A 17,716-nucleotide genomic window follows, 5' to 3' on the forward strand; every position below is an offset into this window, starting at 1 on the left:
GGGCCGAAAGCGGGGGTCTGGGGGCGGCAGCCCCCAGGTTCGGGACGGGAAGGGGCGGCGGGGGCGAGACCGCTCCCCGCCGCTGGGCGCGCCCCTACGCGAGCCCAGCCCCCCGCACCGGAATCGAGGTGAACGTAGGCGCGGGCGCCGGGTCCCGGAAGAAATCATTCCCCTTGTCGTCGACCACGACGAACGCCGGAAAGTCCTCCACCTCGATCCGCCACACCGCCTCCATCCCCAACTCCTCGTACTCCACGACCTCGACCTTCTTGATGCAGTCCTGCGCGAGCCGCGCCGCGGGCCCCCCGATCGACCCGAGATAGAACCCCCCGTGCGCCCCGCACGCATCGGTGACCTGCTGCGACCGGTTCCCCTTCGCGAGCATCACCTTCGACCCGCCCGCCGCCTGGAACTGCGCCACGTACGAGTCCATCCGCCCCGCCGTGGTCGGCCCGAACGACCCGGACGCGTACCCCTCGGGCGTCTTCGCGGGCCCGGCGTAGTACACCGGGTGGTCCTTGAGGTACTGCGGCATCTCCTCGCCCGCGTCCAGCCGCTCCTTGATCTTGGCGTGCGCGATGTCCCGCGCCACGACCAGCGGCCCGGACAGCGACAGCCGCGTCTTCACGGGGTACTTGGTCAGCTCGGCGAGGATGTCGTCCATCGGCTGGTTGAGGTCGATCCGCACGACGTCCCCGGACTCGTCGAGGTGCTCGTCGGTGGTGTCGGGCAGGAACCGCGCCGGGTCGGTCTCCAACTGCTCCAGGAAGACGCCCTCGGCGGTGATCTTCGCGACGGCCTGCCGGTCGGCGGAGCAGGACACGGCGATGGCGACGGGGCAGGACGCGCCGTGCCGGGGCAGCCGCACCACGCGCACGTCGTGGCAGAAGTACTTGCCGCCGAACTGCGCGCCGATCCCGATCCGCTGGGTCAGCTCGAAGACCTTCTCCTCCAGCTCCTTGTCGCGGAACCCGTGCCCGAGCGGCGACCCCTCGGCGGGGATCTCGTCGAGGTAGTGCGCGGAGGCGTACTTGGCGGTCTTCAGCGCGTACTCGGCGGACGTGCCGCCGACGACGATCGCGAGGTGGTACGGCGGGCAGGCGGCCGTCCCCAGGGAGCGGATCTTCTCCTCCAGGAACTTCATCATGGAGGCCTCGTTGAGGACGGCCTTCGTCTCCTGGTAGAGGAACGACTTGTTGGCCGAGCCGCCGCCCTTGGCCATGAAGAGGAACTTGTAGGCGCCGCCGTCGGTCGCGTACAGCTCGATCTGCGCGGGGAGGTTGGAGCCGGTGTTCTTCTCCTCCCACATGGTGAGCGGAGCCATCTGCGAGTAGCGCAGGTTGAGGTTCTTGTAGGCGTCGTACACACCCCGGCTGAGCGCGGCCTCGTCGCCGCCGGCCGTCAGCACGTTCTGGCCGCGCTTGCCCATGACGATCGCCGTACCGGTGTCCTGGCACATCGGCAGCACGCCCGCGGCGGCGATGTTGGCGTTCTTCAGCAGGTCGAGCGCGACGAACTTGTCGTTGGCCGACGCCTCGGGGTCGTCGATGATGCGCCGCAGCTGCGCGAGGTGGGCGGGGCGCAGGTAGTGCTGGATGTCGTGGATCGCCTCGGCGGCGAGCCGCCGCAGCGCCTCCGGCTCCACCTTGAGGAAGGTCCGCCCGTCGGCCTCGAAGGTGGAGACACCCTCGGAGGTCACCAGCCGGTACGGGGTGGTGTCCTCTCCCATCGGGAGCAGATCGGTGTACGCGAACTCAGGCATCTCGCCCATTCCTCACTCGGCAGACGGCGCCTCACTCGACAGGCGGCGCGGCTGGCATCCATTGGCAGCGCCCACCAGCGTAGGACGTGCCCGACCGCCCCGGCTGGTGAGGTAAGGCTCACTTGGTCCTCCGTCGGCGCCGGAGGAGGCACCGGGGAGGCACCGGGGGCCGGGGGCACGGGAGTTGCCGTGGGGGCCTCCTCTCCGGGGCGTCGTCCTGGGTCTCCGTCGAGGCCGCTGCCGGGACCGCCGCCCAGACCGCCGCCCGGACCCTCGCCGGGGGCGCTGCCGGTGCCACGGCCGCCGGACGCCGCCTCCCGGAGCCCCGCTCGGAGAAGCTGTCCACAGGCCGTTGTCCACAGGTCCGGCGCAGGGGGTATCGCGTTCTATCGCGTTTCGGTACGCTGCTGCCGTGGACCTTGAGAAGCAGGCCGACAGCCGAGCCGTGGACCCCCAGCCACCGACCGGGCCGCGCGCCGCCGCGAGCGAGCTGCGCGCCTCGGACGCCGACCGTGACCGCGTCGCCGACATCCTGCGCGAGGCCCTGGGCGAGGGCCGCCTCACCGCCGACGAGCACGCCGAGCGGGTCGAGGGCGTGCTCGCCGCGAAGACGGTCGGCGAGCTGGACGTGTTCATCCGGGACCTGCCCGCCGCCCACGACCCGCACGGACCGCTGCGCGCGACGCCCGCCCGGCCCGCCTCGGCGCCCAACCGCCCGACCCCGGGCGCCGTCCCCGCCGACCCCGACGACAACCTGATCGCGGTCTTCAGCAGCTCCGTCCGCAAGGGCCGCTGGCGCGCGGGCCGCCGCATCCACGCGTACGCGATCTTCGGCAGCGTGGAGATCGACCTCAGCCAGGCGCTCTTCGAGTACCAGCAGGTCGTCGTCCGCGCGGTCTCCGTCTTCGGCAACGTCGAGATCCGCGTCCCGGAGAACGTGTCGCTGCGCGGCACCGGAGCGGGCGTCCTCGGCAACTTCGAGGTGGTCACCCTGGACTCGCCCGAACCGGACGCCCCCGTGGTCTACGTCGACGGCTGGGCCGTCCTCGGCAACATCGAGGCCCGCCCCAAGCGCGGCAGACTCGTGGCCGACATCCTCGACCGCGTCCAGCGCAAGGTGGAGGACCGCCTCCAGCGCAAGCTCGACCGGCACGGCTGAACCGGCCGGGCCGGGCCGTGTCCGGCGGGGCACCGCACGCGACCGCGCAGGAATCCCCGTAATCCCGCGCTTGGGAACTCAGTGCATAGGCGCGCGCACAGCGGGTAGGGCTTGCTGCATCGTCTCTCGCTCGCGAAGCCGTCGTCAGGAGTGGACCGTGCTGCAACCCCCGCATTCGTCCGTGCAGGTCGCTGCCGTCCCGGCCCAGCGGTCACCGGCGCGACAGAGCGACCGGGAGGGGACCCGGGAGCGGGACCAGGACGCGCCCTGGCACACCGAGGCCGTCTGCCGCCGCGACGAGGCGGGCCTGTTCTTCGCCCCCTCCAAGGAGCCCACCGCGGCCCGGCTCTCCCGTGAGGAGGCGGCCAAGCGCGTCTGCGGGGGCTGTCCGGTCATGGTCGAGTGCCGCGAGCACGCCCTGCTCCAGCCCGAGCCCTACGGCGTCTGGGGCGGCCTCACCGCCGCCGAGCGCCGCGTGGTGCTCGCCCGCCGCCGCCGTCGCGACGTCGAACTGAAGAAGGCGGCCAGGGCGGCGGACCGCATAGCCGCCGCGGGCTGACGGACACGACGAAGGGCGCCCCCACCGCACCGGGGGCGCCCTTCCTGCCGCCGGGGGAGCCCCGGTGCCGGTCGGCGGGACGCCGGACCGCACCGGGAGCACGCCCCCAGGGGGTGCGGGACACCGCGGGCCGGCCGCATCCGGCCCGCGGTCGTCCCCGCACCCAGGGGTGCCTACTTCGCGCGGTCGAAGTCGATCGCGCTGTAGGCCCGCAGCTTGCTCAGCCGGTGCTCGGAGTCGATCCGGCGGACCGTGCCCGACTTCGACCGCATCACGATCGAGTCGGTGACCGCGGTCTCCGAGCGGTAGCGCACCCCGCGCAGCAGCTCGCCGTCGGTGATGCCGGTGGCGACGAAGAAGACGTTCTCCCCGGTCACCAGGTCCTCCGTGGTCAGCACCCGGTCCAGGTCGTGACCGGCGTCCACCGCCCGCTGCCGCTCCTCGTCGTCCTTCGGCCAGAGCTTGCCCTGGATCACGCCGCCCAGGCACCGCACGGCACAGGCCGAGATGATCCCCTCGGGGGTGCCGCCGATGCCGAGCAGCAGGTCGATGCCGGTGCCCTCGCGCAGCGCCAGGATCGAACCGGCGACGTCGCCGTCCGAGATCAGCTTGATGCGCGCGCCGGTCGCCCGGATCTCCTCGATGATCCCCTCGTGCCGCGGCCGGTCCAGGATGACGACGGTGACGTCCTCGGGGGTGCGCCGCTTCGCCTTGGCGACCCGGCGGATGTTGACCGCGACCGGGGCGTCGATGTCGACGAAGTCGGCGGCCTCGGGGCCGGTGACCAGCTTGTCCATGTAGAACACGGCGGACGGGTCGAACATCGCGCCCCGCTCGGTGGCCGCCAGGACGGCGATCGCGTTCGGCATGCCCTTCGCGGTGAGCGTGGTGCCGTCGATGGGGTCCACGGCGATGTCGACCTCGGGACCCGACCCGTCCCCGACGCGCTCGCCGTTGAACAGCATCGGCGCCTCGTCCTTCTCGCCCTCGCCGATGACCACCACGCCGTTCATCGACACGGTGGAGACCAGGGTGCGCATGGCCCGCACCGCGGCACCGTCGGCGCCGTTCTTGTCGCCCCGGCCGACCCAGCGGCCCGCGGCCATCGCCGCCGCCTCGGTCACCCGCACGAGTTCCAGGGCGAGGTTGCGGTCGGGGGCCTCGGAAGGCACATCGAGTTCGGACGGCAGGTGATGGTGCTCGGTCATCGGAGCGCACCTTTCTGACTGAGATACGACGACGGCCGGATGGGAGTTCGAACCGACTCTATCGTCCGTCCGACAAAATGAGCAGGGGACCCCACGGATGAGCGCCGGAGGCACCTGCGACGATAGGGGGCGTGGCAGGAGCGAATGGCAAGAAGGGCACGGCCCAGTCGGTCCGGGACATGGTGCTGTCCCTGGGCCTGATCATGGTCGCCGGAGTGGTGATGTACCTCTTCATCCCGCACGACGACACCGAGCCGGAGGTCAGGACGGTCGACTACCGCGTGGAGCTGCTGACGGCCCGCCGCGCGGCCTCGTACGCGGTCGCCGCCCCCGAGGGCCTGCCCTCGACGTGGAAGGCGACCTCGGTGCGCTTCGACGGCGCCCAGTTCGACTCCTGGCACCTCGGCTTCCACGCCCCTGACGGGGAGTACGTCGCCGTCGAGCAGTCCACGCAGAAGCGCTCGCAGTTCGTCGACGACGCCAGCCAGGGCGCCCGCGCGACGGAGCGGACCGAGCGGATCGGCGACCGGACCTGGACCCGCTGGACCGGCGGCCGCTACGACGCGCTGGTCCGCGAGGAGCCCGGCGGCGCCACCACGGTCGTCGCGGGCACCGCCTCTTTCGAGCGGCTCGCCGAGATGGCGGGCGCCCTCCAGCAGTCGGAGGCCCCCACCGACCCGTCACCGACCCCGGCCGCCGGATCGGCGGCCCCCGCGGCGGACCCGGCCTGACGGACCGCGCGACGGCGCCAGGGCGCGACGGCGCGGACAGGGAAGCGGGGCCGAGCCCGGGGCCGACCGGGGGAGCGGGGCCGACCGGACCTACTCCGCGGCTCCCGAGGCTCCCGTTCCTCCAGCCCCCTCCGCTCTCGCCGCGTCACCGTCCGCGTCCCCGGACTCCTCCTCGGCGAGGGCCGCGTCCAGGCGGGCGCGGGCGCCCTCCAGCCAGCGCCGGCACACCTTGGCCAGCTCCTCCCCGCGCTCCCACAGCGCGAGGGACTCCTCCAGCGACGTACCCCCGGCCTCCAGGCGGCGGACGACGTCGATCAGCTCGTCCCGCGCCTGCTCGTACCCCGGTGCCGCCTCGTCCGTCCTGCTCGTCATGCGTCCGACCCCTGCTCGTCGACTCGTACCGTGAACTCGCCCGCGGCGACCCGCGCGCGCAACACCTCGTCCCCCGACACCTCCGCCGGGTCCCGCACCACATGCCCGTCGGCCCGCTGGAGCACGGCGTACCCCCGTTTCAGCGTCGCCGCCGGGGACAGCGCGACCACGCGGGCGTGCGTGTGCGTCAGCTCCGAGTCCGCGCGGTCCAGGAGATGGCCCAGGGTGCGGCGGGAACGCCCGACCAGCGAGGCGACATGGTCCGCCCGCTCGTCGATCATCCGGTGCGGGTCCTGTATCACCGGCCGGGCGAGCGCGTGCGCCAGACCCCGCTCCTCCCGCTCCACGAACCCCTCCACGCACCGTCGGGCCCGCCCACGCAGCATCCGCACCCGCTCCAGCTCCTCCCCGACGTCCGGCACCACCTTCTTCGCGGCGTCGGTCGGCGTGGAGGCCCGCAGGTCGGCCACCAGGTCCAGCAGCGGCGTGTCCGGCTCGTGCCCGATCGCCGACACCACCGGCGTCCGGCAGGCCGCCACCGCGCGCACCAACTGCTCGTCGGAGAACGGCAGCAGGTCCTCGACGCTGCCGCCGCCCCGCGCCACGACGATGACGTCCACCTCCGGCAGCGCGTCCAGCTCCCGCACCGCCTGGACCACCTGCGCCACCGCGTGCACGCCCTGCACCGGCACGTTGCGCACCTCGAAGCGGACGGCGGGCCAGCGGTGCCGGGCGTTCTCCAGCACGTCCCGCTCGGCCGCCGAGGCCCGCCCGCACACCAGCCCGATCAGCTGCGGCAGGAACGGCAGCGGTCGCTTCCGGTCGAGCGCGAACAGCCCCTCCGCCGCCAGCGTCTTCTTCAGCTGCTCCAGCCGCGCCAGCAGCTCCCCGACGCCCACCGGCCGTATCTCCACGGCCCGCAGGGACAGCTGCCCGCGCGGCGCGTACCACTCCGGTTTGGCGTGCACGACGACCCGCGCGCCCTCCCCGACGACGTCCGCGACCGCGTCGAACACCTGCCGGAAGCAGGTCACGCCCACCGAGATGTCCCGCGACGGGTCGCGCAGCGTCAGGAACACCACGCCCGCGCCCGGACGCCGTGAGAGCTGGGTGATCTGCCCCTCGACCCACACCGCGCCGAGCCGGTCGATCCACCCCCCGATGAGCCGCGAGACCTCGCCGACGGGCAGCGGGGTCTCGGCGGACGTGTTGAGAGCCATGTCCGCGAGCGTAGTGGCCCCCGCCGACAACGCCGTTCCCACGACGCCCCACCTGTGGACAACTCCGCAGCCGGAGAAGCCGGAGAAGCCGGAGAAGCCGGAGAAGCCGGAGGAACCGGAGAGCCGGAGTCGTCCACAGGCGGGACCGGAACCGGAGCCGGAGCCGGACGAGCGGCCGGACCAGCCCGACGAGCGGCCGGACTGTGCGGCCGGACGGCCGGACCGCCGCTCAGCCGCCGGACCCCCGCCCCCGCTCCGGCTCCCGCCCCCGCTGGACCACCAGCACCCCCAGCCCCACCGCCAGCCACACCGCGCCCACCACCTGCGCCGTTCCGGACGCCTCCACGATCACCGCGACCGTGATCGCCGCCCCGAGCACCGGTGCCACGAGATGCCGCCACCACACCACCGGACCGCCCGCCCGCCGCACCACGAACCAGCCCACCACGCTCGCGTGCAGCAGCGTGAACGCGGTCAGCGCGCCCACGTCCACCACCGACACCAGCCGGTCCAGCCCGTCGTCCCGCCGGGCCGCCCACACCGCCGCCACCAGCGTCACCACCGCCGAGCACAGCAGCGCCACGCGCGGCACCCCGTCGTCCGTACGGGCCAGCACCCCCGGCAGCCGCCGGTCGCGCCCCATGGCGAACAGCAGCCGCCCGGCCGCCGCCTGCCCGGCCAGCGCCGCGAACGCCGCCCCGATCGCCTTGCTGACGGCCACCAGGTCGTGCAGCCACGTCCCGACCGACGCGTCCACGGCGTCGTAGAACGCGGACCCCTGCTTCTCCGGATCGGCCGCCAGCTCCGCCGACGCGACCGGCTCCAGGAGCGCCGCCAGATACGTCTGCGCCACGAACAGCACGCCCGCCACGGCCAGACAGAACAGCAACGCGCGCGCCACCTTCGCCGAACCCCCGGTGACCTCCTCCGCGAACGAGGCGATCGCGTCGAAGCCCAGATACGACAGGACCGCCACCGACACCGCGCCCAGGACCGCCGACAGCGCGAACGCGCCCTGCGAGCCGTCCCCCGAGAACGGCGACAGCCAGCCCCGCTCCGCGCCGTCGCGCGCGAGCACCACGACCGCCGCGACCACGAACACCACCAGGACGACGATCTCCATCGCCAGCACCAGGAACCCCACGCGCGCGGCGGCCCGTACGCCCCACAGGTTCAGCAGCGTCGTCACGACCACCGCGAGCGCCGTCCACACCCAGCGGGACACCTCGGGGACCAGGGCGTTCATGGCGATCCCGGAGAACAGATAGGCGACGGCCGGGATGAGGACGTAGTCGAGCATCGCCATCCACCCCGCGACGAACCCGGCGCCCCGGCCGAGCCCCACGCGCGCGTAGGCGAACACCGAGCCCGCCTGCGGCGCCACCCGCACCATCTGCGCGTAGCTGAACGCGGTGAACGCCATCGCCACCGTCGCGACGACGTAGACCAGCGCCACCGCCCCGTGCGACTTGGCGTCCAGCGTGCCGAACACGCCCACCGGGGCCATCGGGGCGATGAACAGCAGCCCGTAGACCACCAGGTCACGGAAGCCCAGGCTGCGCCGCAGCCCCCGCTCCGCGCCGTCCGCGCGCGTGGACGCGTCCGTCTCGGACATCCGTGCCTCCGATCCCTCACGCGCGTCCCGCGCGCGCCCGTGCCGCACGGCCTCCGGCCCGCGCCCGCGCAGCTCACCGTCAGTGTCCCCACGCGCGCGGGCGGTGCGCGATCTTTGACCCGCCGAACGCGGCCTTACGATGGGAGGCATGACCGCTTCGCCTGGCCGCCGTGTCCTGCTCGCCGCCCCCCGGGGCTACTGCGCGGGCGTGGACCGCGCCGTGATCGCCGTCGAGAAAGCCCTGGAGCAGTACGGCGCTCCCGTCTACGTCCGCCACGAGATCGTCCACAACAAGTACGTCGTGCAGACCCTGGAGAAGAAGGGCGCCGTCTTCGTCGAACGCACGGAGGAGGTGCCGCCCGGGAACATCGTGATGTTCTCGGCGCACGGCGTCGCCCCCGTCGTCCACGAGGAGGCCGCGCGCGGCCGGCTCGCCACCATCGACGCGACCTGCCCGCTGGTCACCAAGGTCCACAAGGAAGCCGTCCGCTTCGCCAACGACGACTACGACATCCTCCTCATCGGGCACGAGGGCCACGAGGAGGTCATCGGCACCTCCGGGGAGGCCCCCGAGCACATCCAGCTCGTCGACGGCCCCGCGGACGTCGCCAAGGTCGAGGTCCGCGACGAGTCGAAGGTCGTCTGGCTCTCCCAGACCACCCTCTCCGTCGACGAGACGATGGAGACGGTCGACGCCCTCAAGGAGAAGTTCCCCCAGCTGATCTCGCCGCCCAGCGACGACATCTGCTACGCCACGCAGAACCGTCAGCTCGCGGTGAAGCAGATGGGCGCCGAGGCCGACCTGGTGATCGTGGTCGGCTCCCGCAACTCGTCCAACTCGGTCCGGCTCGTCGAGGTCGCCAAGCTCGCGGGCGCGCGCGAGGCGTACCTGGTGGACTTCGCCAGCGAGGCCGACGAGGCCTGGCTGGACGGCGTCACCACCGTCGGGGTCACCTCCGGCGCCTCCGTCCCCGAGGTCCTCGTCGAGGAGGTCCTCGCCTGGCTCGCCGAGCGCGGCTACGCCGACGTGGAGCTGGTCAAGACGGCCGACGAGCACATCACGTTCTCGCTGCCCAAGGAGCTCCGCCGCGACCTGCGCGAGGAGGCGGCCGCGCTGGCCGCCGAGCGCGGCGGGAGCGGCGCCGCCGAGGCCTGAGCCGGTCCGCGCGGGCGGCCCTGAGCCGGTCCGCGCGGGCCGCGTGCCCCCGGCCTCCGGGGCACGCGACTGTGTGACTGTCAGTCCGCCGTCGTAACGTGGTGCCATGCAGATCTTCGGTGTGGACATCGGCGGTTCCGGGATCAAGGGTGCCCCGGTGGACCTGGACAGGGGTGACCTCGCGGAGGAGCGCTTCAAGGTGCTCACCCCGCACCCGGCGACGCCCGAGGCCGTGGCCGACGGCGTGAAGGAGGTCGTCGAGCACTACGGCTGGTCGGGCCCGGTGGGCCTCACCTTCCCCGGCGTCGTCACCGGCGGCTCCCACATCCGCACGGCGGCCAACGTCGACAAGAGCTGGATCGACAAGGACGCCCGCGCCCTGTTCCGGGAGCGCCTGGGCGGCCTCCCGGTGACCGTGGTCAACGACGCGGACGCCGCCGGTGTCGCCGAGATCGCCTTCGGCGCGGGCCGCGACCGCAGCGGGACGGTCATCCTGCTCACGTTCGGCACCGGCATCGGCAGCGCCGTCTTCGTCGACGGCGTCCTCCTGCCCAACACCGAGCTGGGCCACCTGGAGCTGCACGGCCACGATGCGGAGAAGCGCGCCTCCAGCAAGGCCAAGGAGGACGGCGACCTCACCTGGGAGCACTGGGCGCACCGCGTGCAGAAGTACCTGGCCCACGTGGAGATGCTGTTCTCGCCGGAACTGTTCATCATCGGCGGCGGCGTCAGCCGCAAGTCCGAGAAGTTCCTTCACCACATCGAGGGCATCAAGGCGGAGATCGTCCCCGCGCAGCTCCAGAACAACGCGGGCATCGTCGGCGCCGCGATGAGGGCGGCGAAGGAGAGCGAGTAGCTCCCGTCCGCCCCGCTTCCCCCTACCGGCTCCGGGGCCCCTGCGCCTGCTGCGGCCCCCGCCCCCCTGACGACCGCGTCCGCCCTTCCTGCTGGTGGGCCTGCGGGGCCAGCTGGTGCCGCCGCTCGCGCCGTCTGCGCGCGACGGCGCGCCGCATCCCCCGCACCAGCACCGTCAGGACGGCGACGAGCGTCCCCCCGTACAGCCACCCCGCCTGGGTGGCGAGCGCGGTGACCAGGGCCATCAGCCGGGCCCCGAACCCGTCGCCGTCCTGCGCCAGCGGCAGGATGCCGACCGCGAACGCGATCGGGACGACGACGGGCGCCGACAGCAGCTCCGCCCGGCGCACCCACAGCGCCGTGAGCAGGCACACCGGCAGGAAGAGCACGCCGTAGACCGTCTGCGAGGAGCCCAGCAGCAGCCGGTCCAGCCAGCCGAGGGCGAGCATGAGGGCGCCGCAGAAGAGGCCGCCGCCGAGACCCGTCAGACGGGGCTCGGGCAGCCGCCGCCCGCCGCCCCGCAACCCGCCGCCCCGCGGCGCGGCCGGGCGGGCCCCGCCAACCGTCCGGGCGGGCCGGGGCACCCGCCCCACCGCGACCGGCCCGCCCCGCCCCACCGCGCGCCCCCCTCTCCCCACCCTCTCCCGTTGCTCCACCCGCTCCGTCCGTTCCGCCTGCTCCGTCCGCTCCGATCGCCGGACAGTGCCTCCGTCCTGCGGCGGACGCGTCCCGTGGTGCTCCATCCGACCAACTTAGGTCGGTTTATGTGCCCAGCGGGGGAGGAGACACGCCGGTGGGACGCCGTTGGCCATGCGTTCGACGGGCCCGCCGGGCCGGTCGCGCGCACGCCGTAAACTGTGGGATCGGCCAGCCCTCTGGCCCCCTGGCCCTCTCACTACGGGAAGTCGCAACGTGTCGCTCACGATCGGAATCGTCGGTCTGCCGAATGTCGGCAAGTCGACCCTGTTCAACGCCCTGACCAAGAACGACGTGCTGGCGGCCAACTACCCGTTCGCCACGATCGAGCCCAACGTCGGCGTCGTCGGCGTCCCCGACGCCCGCCTGACGAAGCTGGCCGACATCTTCAGCTCGCAGCGCATCCTCCCGGCGACGGTCGACTTCGTCGACATCGCGGGCATCGTGCGGGGCGCGAGCGAGGGCGAGGGCCTGGGCAACAAGTTCCTCGCGAACATCCGCGAGTCCGACGCGATCTGCCAGGTCATCCGCGCCTTCAAGGACGAGAACGTCGTCCACGTCGACGGCAAGGTCTCCCCGAAGGACGACATCGAGACGATCAACACCGAGCTGATCCTCGCCGACCTCCAGACCGTCGAAAAGGTCCTGCCGCGCCTCCAGAAGGAATCGCGGATCAAGAAGGACATCGCCACGAAGGTGAAGGCGGTCGAGGAGGCCAAGGAGATCCTGGAGAAGGGCGAGACCCTCTTCTCGCACGGCATCGTCCAGGGCACCGAGCGCAACGAACTCCTCCACGACCTGCACCTCCTCACCACCAAGCCGTTCCTGTACGTCTTCAACGTCGACGAGGACGAACTGGTCGACGAGGACTTCAAGGACGCCCAGCGCGCCCTCGTCGCCCCCGCGGAGGCGATCTTCCTCAACGCCAAGCTGGAGGCGGACCTCGCCGAGCTGGACGAGGCGGACGCCATGGAACTCCTGGAGTCGGTCGGCGCCGAGGAACCCGGCCTCGCCACCCTCGCCCGCGTCGGCTTCGACACCCTCGGCCTCCAGACCTACCTCACGGCAGGCCCGAAGGAATCCCGCGCCTGGACCATCAAAAAGGGCGCCACGGCCCCCGAGGCGGCCGGCGTCATCCACACCGACTTCCAGAAGGGCTTCATCAAGGCCGAGGTCATCTCCTTCACCGACCTGGTCGAAACCGGCTCGGTCGCGGAAGCCCGCGCGAAGGGGAAGGCACGGATGGAGGGCAAGGAGTATGTGATGCAGGACGGGGATGTGGTGGAGTTCAGGTTCAATGTGTAGCCGCTGACGCATCACCACGTCGCTGATCTGACAAGCGCGCAGATCAGAGAGGGCCCGACTCTTCGGAGTCGGGCCTTTGGGCTGAGAGGCCCGCGCTGGGTTTCGCGGCCGGGGAAGGGATCGAGGTCGTCGCCGCCGCGGGATGGAGAGCGGGGTGCGGATGATGAGCCTCAGGTGGGCGCGCGACGCTTCACACGTCCTTGGTCTGTACGCGGTCGCCGCACAGGTTCGACCAGTCGTCGCGGTCCGAGGTCAGTACCAGGACGGGGGCGGGGGAGCGGAGCGCCATCGCGGCGACGAGGGCGTCGATGGCGTACTTGTGGCCGTGCAGGCCACCGGCGTCGGCCAGCAACCGCACCGCGGTGAGGCTGTCCGCCCGGGTGACGTCCTGGACCTGAAGACGGGAGAGGAGCCAGCGCAGACGAGCCGTGTCCGTCTTCCCGTGGACGGCTTCCACCACCGTCAGGGCTGATACGAGGACGGGCACGCCAACGCGCCGAGCGGCCTCGATCCGGGTGATCGTCTGGCGGTCGTTGCGCAGCAGCAGCGACAATGCCTCGGAGTCCAGAATCAGGGACCTGGCCGCGGGCTCCTTCACGCGGCGCTGTCGTTCGACGCGTAGGGAGCCGGTGCGTCACCGAACAGTTCGCTCTGCGCGGCTTGGATTTCGGCCTCGCTCAGTGGCTCGTGCTCGGCTTCGTAGGCGGCCACGATCTCGGCGAGGCCGTCCATGGCGAGCTGATGCCGGACCGCCGCCGTCACGTACGCGGACACGCCGCGCTTGCCGGTGCGGGTCCGCAGGGCACCGAGGAGTTCCGAGGGCATCGACACGGAGATGTTCTCCGTGCCGCCGGGACGGGGTGACTTCATAGGGGCCAGTCTAGTACAGGAACTATTACATCGGGTGGAATGCGACGTAGCCAGTACGCGGCAGCGGTGGTGGGAGGATGCGGGGATCGGGCGGAGAGGGGTGGGGAGTGTGGGGCGTGGGGAGCGGGAGGTGGTTGCGCGGGGGGCGCGGCTGTGTGAGGTGGTGCGGGGGCTGGTCGGTGATCATGCGCGGGCGGTGGAGGCGGCCAGGGCGGCGCTGAAGCCGCTGCATGATGCGGCGGTCGCGCGGGAGCTGGGCGCCATTCCTGTGGCCCGGTTGCAGGACGTCACCGAAGGGCGGCTGCGGCTGGGGAGCGTTGAGAAGAGCGGGCTGCGGACCGTGGGGAGCGTCCTCGACGCGGGCCCCTACCGGCTGCGGCAGATTCCGGGTGTCGGGCAGCGCACCGTCGACCAGATGCTTGCCGCCGCCCGCAGGCTCTCCGAGGCCGTACACGAGACCGTCGCCGTCCACGTCGACGTGGACCGGCCGGAACCGCGCACCACCGCGCTCGTCATGGCCCTGCACGTCCTGGTGGAGGCCGGACCGGAGGCCCGGCGCGCGGTCGACAAGGCCACCGAGCTGGCGGAACGGCTCGGGCCGCTGCTCGTCGATGCCGGGCCCGCCGCCGGGAGGGTCCGGATGCTGCTGGCCGGCCGGGAGAAGAGGGCGCGCGCGGGGGAGGCGGTCGCCGGGATCCGGGCGCTGGTGGACGAGGCGGAGCGGGCCGGTCTGCCCGAGCTGTTCGCGCAGGCTTCGGTGGATCTGCTCCGGGGGGTCTCGTCCGACGTCGCCGCCTGGGTGGACTTCGAACTGCGCTCCGCCGAGTACTACAGCCTCCTCGCCGAGATCTCCGGGCGGCAGCCCGACGCGGCCGCCGCGGAGGGCTTTCTCCCGGACGAGATCGCGGAGCGGGTACGGACCCAGCATCTCGACGACACGCACCGGCGGATCTCCCTGCGCGGCTACCAGGCGTTCGGCGCGCGCTTCGCGCTCGCGCAGCGCAAGGTGATACTCGGCGACGAGATGGGCCTCGGGAAGACCATCCAGGCAATCGCCGTCCTCGCCCACCTGGCGGCCGAGGGGCAGAGCCACTTCGTGGTCGTCTGCCCGGCGAGCGTTCTCGTGAACTGGACCCGGGAGATCGAGGCCCGCAGCACCCTGCGCGTCATGGTGCTCCACGGCCCGGACCGGCACGACGCGTTCGCCGACTGGAAGGGGCGGGGCGGCGTGGCGGTGACCACGTTCGACGCACTGCGCGGGTTCCCGGCGCCGGGCGGCGGGGAGGTCGGTCTCCTCGTCGTCGACGAAGCGCACCATGTGAAGAACCCGAAGGCCAAGCGGTCCCAGTCGGTCGCCCTGTGGGCGGAGCGTTGTGCGCGCGGCCTCTTCATGACCGGAACCCCGATGGAGAACCGGGTCGGGGAGTTCCGCAACCTGGTCCGGATGCTCGACGGCACCGTCGCGGACTCCCTCGGTGAACGGGACGCGCTGGCCGGGTCGGTCGCCTTCCGCAAGGCCGTGGCCCCCGTCTACCTGCGGCGCAACCAGGAGGACGTGCTGACGGAACTCCCGAGCCTTCAGCAGACCGACGCGTGGGAGGAGTTGAGCGCCTCGGACGAGGAGGCGTACCGCGAGGCCGTGCGCGCGGGCAACTTCATGGCCATGCGCAGGGCCGCGTACGTGCGCCCCGAGACGTCGGCCAAGCTGCACCGGCTCCGGGAGATCGTCCAGGAGGCCGGCGAGAACGGGCAGAAGACGGTGGTCTTCTCCTACTTCAAGGACGTACTGGGGGTGGTGGAGGAGGCCCTGGCGGCCGGAACCCCGGGGGCCGCGCCGGTCTTCGGTCCGCTGACCGGCGGCGTCCCCGCCCAGCGCCGCCAGGAGATCGTCGACGCCTTCGCCGGTGCCGAGGGCCCGGCGGTGCTCCTCGGGCAGATCCAGGCGGCGGGCGTCGGCCTCAACATGCAAGCCGCCTCCGTCGTCGTGCTCTGCGAACCCCAGATCAAGCCGACCCTCGAACATCAGGCGGTGGCCCGCGCCCACCGGATGGGCCAGGTCAGGCCGGTTCAGGTGCACCGTCTCCTCGCGACCGGCGGCGTGGACGAACGCATGGTGAAGATGCTGGAGACCAAGACGCGCCTGTTCGACGCCTACGCCCGCCGCAGCGCCGTGGCCGAAGCCACCCCGGACGCGGTCGACGTGTCGGACACCGAGCTGGCACGTCGGATCGTGGAGGAGGAGCAGGCGCGCCTGGGGATGACGGACGAGCGGCCCGCGTCGGCCGAGTGACTCTCAGCGGTCCTCGGTCGTCTCGCGTTCCTGGTAGGCGCGGGGGGAGAGGCCGTGGAAGCGGGAGAAGGCGGTGCTGAAGGTGGGGAGGTGGGCGTAGCCGGTGCGGCGGGCGACGGTGCTGGGCGGGGCGCCTCCGGCGAGCAGGTCGCGCGCTACGCGCATACGGGCGGCGTAGCGCCAGCGGGCGAGCGTCATGCCTGTCTCCTCGCGGAAGGCGCGGTGGATCTCGGCGCGGAGGTCGGGGTCGTGCGGCCCGTCGGCCGCGGCGTCGTGCCTCCCGCCGGGTCCGGCGTCCTGCGGCCCGTCGGCCCCGGCGTCCTGCCTCACGCCGGTCCCGGTGTCCTGCGGTCCGGCGGTCTCGGTGTCGTGTGTTCCGCCGGGTTCGCCGATGCGGCGCAGGCAGTCCAGGGCGACGGCACGCGCGCGGGGGTCGGTGGGCATCGGTACCGACAGGGCCCGTCGCGCGGCGACCTGTTCCGCGAACAGGTCGAGGATGTGGCGCGGGTCGTGGTCGTCGGGGCGCAGCGGGGAGCGGGCGCTGATCGAGCAGAACATCAGGTAGTCGTCCCACGCGGGTGAGAACCGTACTTGCAGCGGCGCGGTCAGATGGAGGTCGGCGGTGCTCGCGTTGCCCAGGGGCAGGGAGACGGAGTTCTCGCGGAGCCCGGTGACGTGTTCCAGCTTCGCCGGAATCCAGGTCGCCACGCCTCGCTCCCGCTCGTGGCGCCGGTCGCCGATGTCCAGGTATCCGCTGCCCCGGTACATCCAGCTGAGGACGTGGACGTCGTTGGTGTGTGACGGGGTGCTGGCCGGGGGCAGCATCTCGGGCGCGGCGGGTGGGTCCGTCTCGCGCATCATCCGGAGCAGGTCGTCGGTCTGCCGTGCCGCCGTCGCCCGGCGGGTCAGCCCGCCGGAGCCGGGTCGGGCGGCGAACCTCCGCCCGAACTCGTGCGGGGTCAAGCCGAACCGGCCCTTGAACGCGCGGGTGAGCCCGTTGCGGCTGGCGAAGCCCACCAGGGCGGCCACCTGGTCCACGTCGTAGCCGGCGGCGAGGAACTCCACGGCGGCGCCGAGCCGGCAGTGCAGCCGCCACTGTTCGAAGGTGAGCCCGGTGTCGGCGAGGAAGTCCCGGCGGAGGGTACGCGCGCTGGAGAGCACGCGCGCCGCCCAGCGTTCGACGGTGAGGTCGAGCGCGGGGTCGTGCATCAGCTCCTCGGCGACGGCTCGGGCGCCGCGGGTCCGCGGCATCACGGGCGAGGCGAAACCCTCCGGAACCGGACCTGGACGAGAAGCAGGCCCCAGGCCCCCACGCAGACCCAGATCCAGCCCCCGGTCCAGGTCCAGCCCCCCGTCCAGGTCCAGACCCGGCCCCCGACCCGGCCCCGCGTTCTCGCCGAGCGCCGTCGGCTTCGGCGTCGGCTTCGGTTTCGGCGGGCGCGTGCCGGGGCGCCGGAGCAGTTCCGCGAGCGCCTCGGGGGAGTATCCGTGGTCGTTGAACGGTGTGACCTGGAGGTTGAAGAGCTGGATCAGCCAGTCCTGCCAGTCGCCGGGGACGTCGAACCGCGTCAGTTCCGGCAGTCCCCGGGCGCCGACGCCGGGGTGGGGGGACAGCGGGAAGGCGACCGTGCCCGGCTCGGTGACGATCGTCCGCCGTGCCTGACGGTCCGCGGAGGTCCCGCCCCGGTCGCCTGCGGACGGGCCCACCGGGCCGTCCGCCGGAATCCAGACGCCTTCGCCCGCCCCGAGGTGAAGCGTCGGCCCGTCGTCAAGACGTACGTGGGCCGTGCCGGTGCGTACCCACAGCAGCAGGGGGCGGACGGGCGCGTCCGTGGGGCTCCAGCGCGCGCCCGGAATCGCCGGGGGGCCGCCGGATGCGGCGGGGGAGGAGGGCAGGGCCATGCACCCACCGTAGTCC

At 72.7% G+C, this 17,716-nt stretch carries 16 protein-coding genes; 7 read left to right on the top strand and 9 right to left on the bottom strand.

Annotated features, from left to right (window positions below; translation table 11 throughout):
* Positions 1 to 94: 94 nt before the first annotated feature.
* Positions 95 to 1,762, bottom strand: a complete 1,668-nt coding sequence (locus ACIQPQ_RS06350; RefSeq protein ID WP_383780134.1) for a fumarate hydratase — start codon at positions 1,760 to 1,762, stop codon at positions 95 to 97.
* 412 nt (positions 1,763 to 2,174) lie between these two features.
* On the opposite strand from ACIQPQ_RS06350, the gene ACIQPQ_RS06355 reads away from it, so the two are divergent.
* On the top strand, positions 2,175 to 2,921 hold the full coding sequence (locus ACIQPQ_RS06355) for a DUF1707 domain-containing protein (protein ID WP_383780138.1): 747 nt from the start codon (positions 2,175 to 2,177) through the stop codon (positions 2,919 to 2,921).
* Positions 2,922 to 3,078: 157 nt separating this feature from the next.
* The gene (locus ACIQPQ_RS06360; protein WP_401300405.1) at positions 3,079 to 3,480 is read left to right on the top strand and encodes a WhiB family transcriptional regulator; all 402 of its coding nucleotides are present in this window, start codon (positions 3,079 to 3,081) and stop codon (positions 3,478 to 3,480) included.
* Between the two features lie 173 nt (positions 3,481 to 3,653).
* On the opposite strand, the gene glpX is transcribed toward ACIQPQ_RS06360, so the two are convergent.
* Positions 3,654 to 4,688 (bottom strand): class II fructose-bisphosphatase, encoded by a 1,035-nt coding sequence (gene glpX, locus ACIQPQ_RS06365; protein WP_401300408.1) that lies wholly within the window; start codon positions 4,686 to 4,688, stop codon positions 3,654 to 3,656.
* Positions 4,689 to 4,819: 131 nt separating this feature from the next.
* Between glpX and ACIQPQ_RS06370 the strand changes: the two genes are divergently transcribed.
* Positions 4,820 to 5,419, top strand: coding sequence for a DUF4245 domain-containing protein (locus ACIQPQ_RS06370; RefSeq protein WP_401300411.1), 600 nt, complete (start codon positions 4,820 to 4,822; stop codon positions 5,417 to 5,419).
* A 90-nt stretch (positions 5,420 to 5,509) separates the two neighbouring features.
* Here the strand turns inward: ACIQPQ_RS06370 and ACIQPQ_RS06375 are convergent, their stop codons facing one another.
* From ACIQPQ_RS06375 to ACIQPQ_RS06385, 3 genes are all read right to left on the bottom strand, one after another.
* Positions 5,510 to 5,791, bottom strand: coding sequence for an exodeoxyribonuclease VII small subunit (locus tag ACIQPQ_RS06375; protein ID WP_401300414.1), 282 nt, complete (start codon positions 5,789 to 5,791; stop codon positions 5,510 to 5,512).
* Entirely contained in the window at positions 5,788 to 7,011 is a 1,224-nt protein-coding gene (xseA, locus tag ACIQPQ_RS06380) for an exodeoxyribonuclease VII large subunit (RefSeq protein ID WP_383780153.1), read from the bottom strand. The genes ACIQPQ_RS06375 and xseA overlap by 4 nt, the downstream gene beginning before the upstream one ends.
* A gap of 229 nt (positions 7,012 to 7,240) precedes the next feature.
* A complete protein-coding gene (locus ACIQPQ_RS06385; RefSeq protein WP_401300417.1) occupies positions 7,241 to 8,626 on the bottom strand; it encodes an APC family permease in 1,386 nt (461 codons plus the stop codon).
* Between the two features lie 139 nt (positions 8,627 to 8,765).
* Between ACIQPQ_RS06385 and ACIQPQ_RS06390 the strand changes: the two genes are divergently transcribed.
* Both ACIQPQ_RS06390 and ppgK read left to right on the top strand, forming a co-directional pair.
* A complete protein-coding gene (locus ACIQPQ_RS06390) occupies positions 8,766 to 9,782 on the top strand; it encodes a 4-hydroxy-3-methylbut-2-enyl diphosphate reductase (RefSeq protein ID WP_401300420.1) in 1,017 nt (338 codons plus the stop codon).
* A 106-nt stretch (positions 9,783 to 9,888) separates the two neighbouring features.
* Positions 9,889 to 10,638, top strand: a complete 750-nt coding sequence (ppgK, locus tag ACIQPQ_RS06395; RefSeq protein ID WP_383780162.1) for a polyphosphate--glucose phosphotransferase — start codon at positions 9,889 to 9,891, stop codon at positions 10,636 to 10,638.
* Between the two features lie 22 nt (positions 10,639 to 10,660).
* On the opposite strand, the gene ACIQPQ_RS06400 is transcribed toward ppgK, so the two are convergent.
* Complete coding sequence (locus ACIQPQ_RS06400) at positions 10,661 to 11,221, bottom strand: DUF6542 domain-containing protein (protein WP_401300423.1); 561 nt, start codon at positions 11,219 to 11,221, stop codon at positions 10,661 to 10,663.
* Between the two features lie 328 nt (positions 11,222 to 11,549).
* On the opposite strand from ACIQPQ_RS06400, the gene ychF reads away from it, so the two are divergent.
* A complete protein-coding gene (ychF, locus tag ACIQPQ_RS06405; protein WP_401300426.1) occupies positions 11,550 to 12,638 on the top strand; it encodes a redox-regulated ATPase YchF in 1,089 nt (362 codons plus the stop codon).
* Positions 12,639 to 12,828: 190 nt separating this feature from the next.
* On the opposite strand, the gene ACIQPQ_RS06410 is transcribed toward ychF, so the two are convergent.
* Together ACIQPQ_RS06410 and ACIQPQ_RS06415 are read right to left on the bottom strand one after the other, a co-directional pair.
* Complete coding sequence (locus ACIQPQ_RS06410) at positions 12,829 to 13,236, bottom strand: PIN domain-containing protein (protein WP_401300429.1); 408 nt, start codon at positions 13,234 to 13,236, stop codon at positions 12,829 to 12,831.
* Entirely contained in the window at positions 13,233 to 13,508 is a 276-nt protein-coding gene (locus ACIQPQ_RS06415; RefSeq protein WP_356409374.1) for a hypothetical protein, read from the bottom strand. The genes ACIQPQ_RS06410 and ACIQPQ_RS06415 overlap by 4 nt, the downstream gene beginning before the upstream one ends.
* Positions 13,509 to 13,617: 109 nt before the next feature.
* Between ACIQPQ_RS06415 and ACIQPQ_RS06420 the strand changes: the two genes are divergently transcribed.
* Positions 13,618 to 15,798 carry a DEAD/DEAH box helicase gene (locus tag ACIQPQ_RS06420; protein WP_401300432.1) on the top strand — a complete coding sequence of 727 codons (2,181 nt, stop codon included), beginning with the start codon at positions 13,618 to 13,620 and terminating at the stop codon, positions 15,796 to 15,798.
* A gap of 3 nt (positions 15,799 to 15,801) precedes the next feature.
* On the opposite strand, the gene ACIQPQ_RS06425 is transcribed toward ACIQPQ_RS06420, so the two are convergent.
* Entirely contained in the window at positions 15,802 to 17,700 is a 1,899-nt protein-coding gene (locus tag ACIQPQ_RS06425; RefSeq protein WP_401300435.1) for a helix-turn-helix domain-containing protein, read from the bottom strand.
* Between the last annotated feature and the right edge of the window lie 16 nt (positions 17,701 to 17,716).

Source organism: Streptomyces sp. NPDC091281 (genome assembly GCF_044757425.1).
In the GTDB taxonomy this organism is placed as follows: domain Bacteria; phylum Actinomycetota; class Actinomycetes; order Streptomycetales; family Streptomycetaceae; genus Streptomyces.

Bases quoted from the DNA above. Each gene is read 5' to 3' on its own strand.
- ACIQPQ_RS06425 (WP_401300435.1), bottom strand. From the start codon at position 17,700: ATGGCCCTGCCCTCCTCCCCCGCCGCATCCGGCGGCCCCCCGGCGATT.
- ACIQPQ_RS06385 (WP_401300417.1), bottom strand. From the start codon at position 8,626: ATGTCCGAGACGGACGCGTCCACGCGCGCGGACGGCGCGGAGCGGGGG.
- ACIQPQ_RS06415 (WP_356409374.1), bottom strand. From the start codon at position 13,508: ATGAAGTCACCCCGTCCCGGCGGCACGGAGAACATCTCCGTGTCGATG.
- ppgK (WP_383780162.1), top strand. From the start codon at position 9,889: ATGCAGATCTTCGGTGTGGACATCGGCGGTTCCGGGATCAAGGGTGCC.
- xseA (WP_383780153.1), bottom strand. From the start codon at position 7,011: ATGGCTCTCAACACGTCCGCCGAGACCCCGCTGCCCGTCGGCGAGGTC.
- ACIQPQ_RS06350 (WP_383780134.1), bottom strand. From the start codon at position 1,762: ATGCCTGAGTTCGCGTACACCGATCTGCTCCCGATGGGAGAGGACACC.
- ACIQPQ_RS06390 (WP_401300420.1), top strand. From the start codon at position 8,766: ATGGGAGGCATGACCGCTTCGCCTGGCCGCCGTGTCCTGCTCGCCGCC.
- ACIQPQ_RS06375 (WP_401300414.1), bottom strand. From the start codon at position 5,791: ATGACGAGCAGGACGGACGAGGCGGCACCGGGGTACGAGCAGGCGCGG.
- glpX (WP_401300408.1), bottom strand. From the start codon at position 4,688: ATGACCGAGCACCATCACCTGCCGTCCGAACTCGATGTGCCTTCCGAG.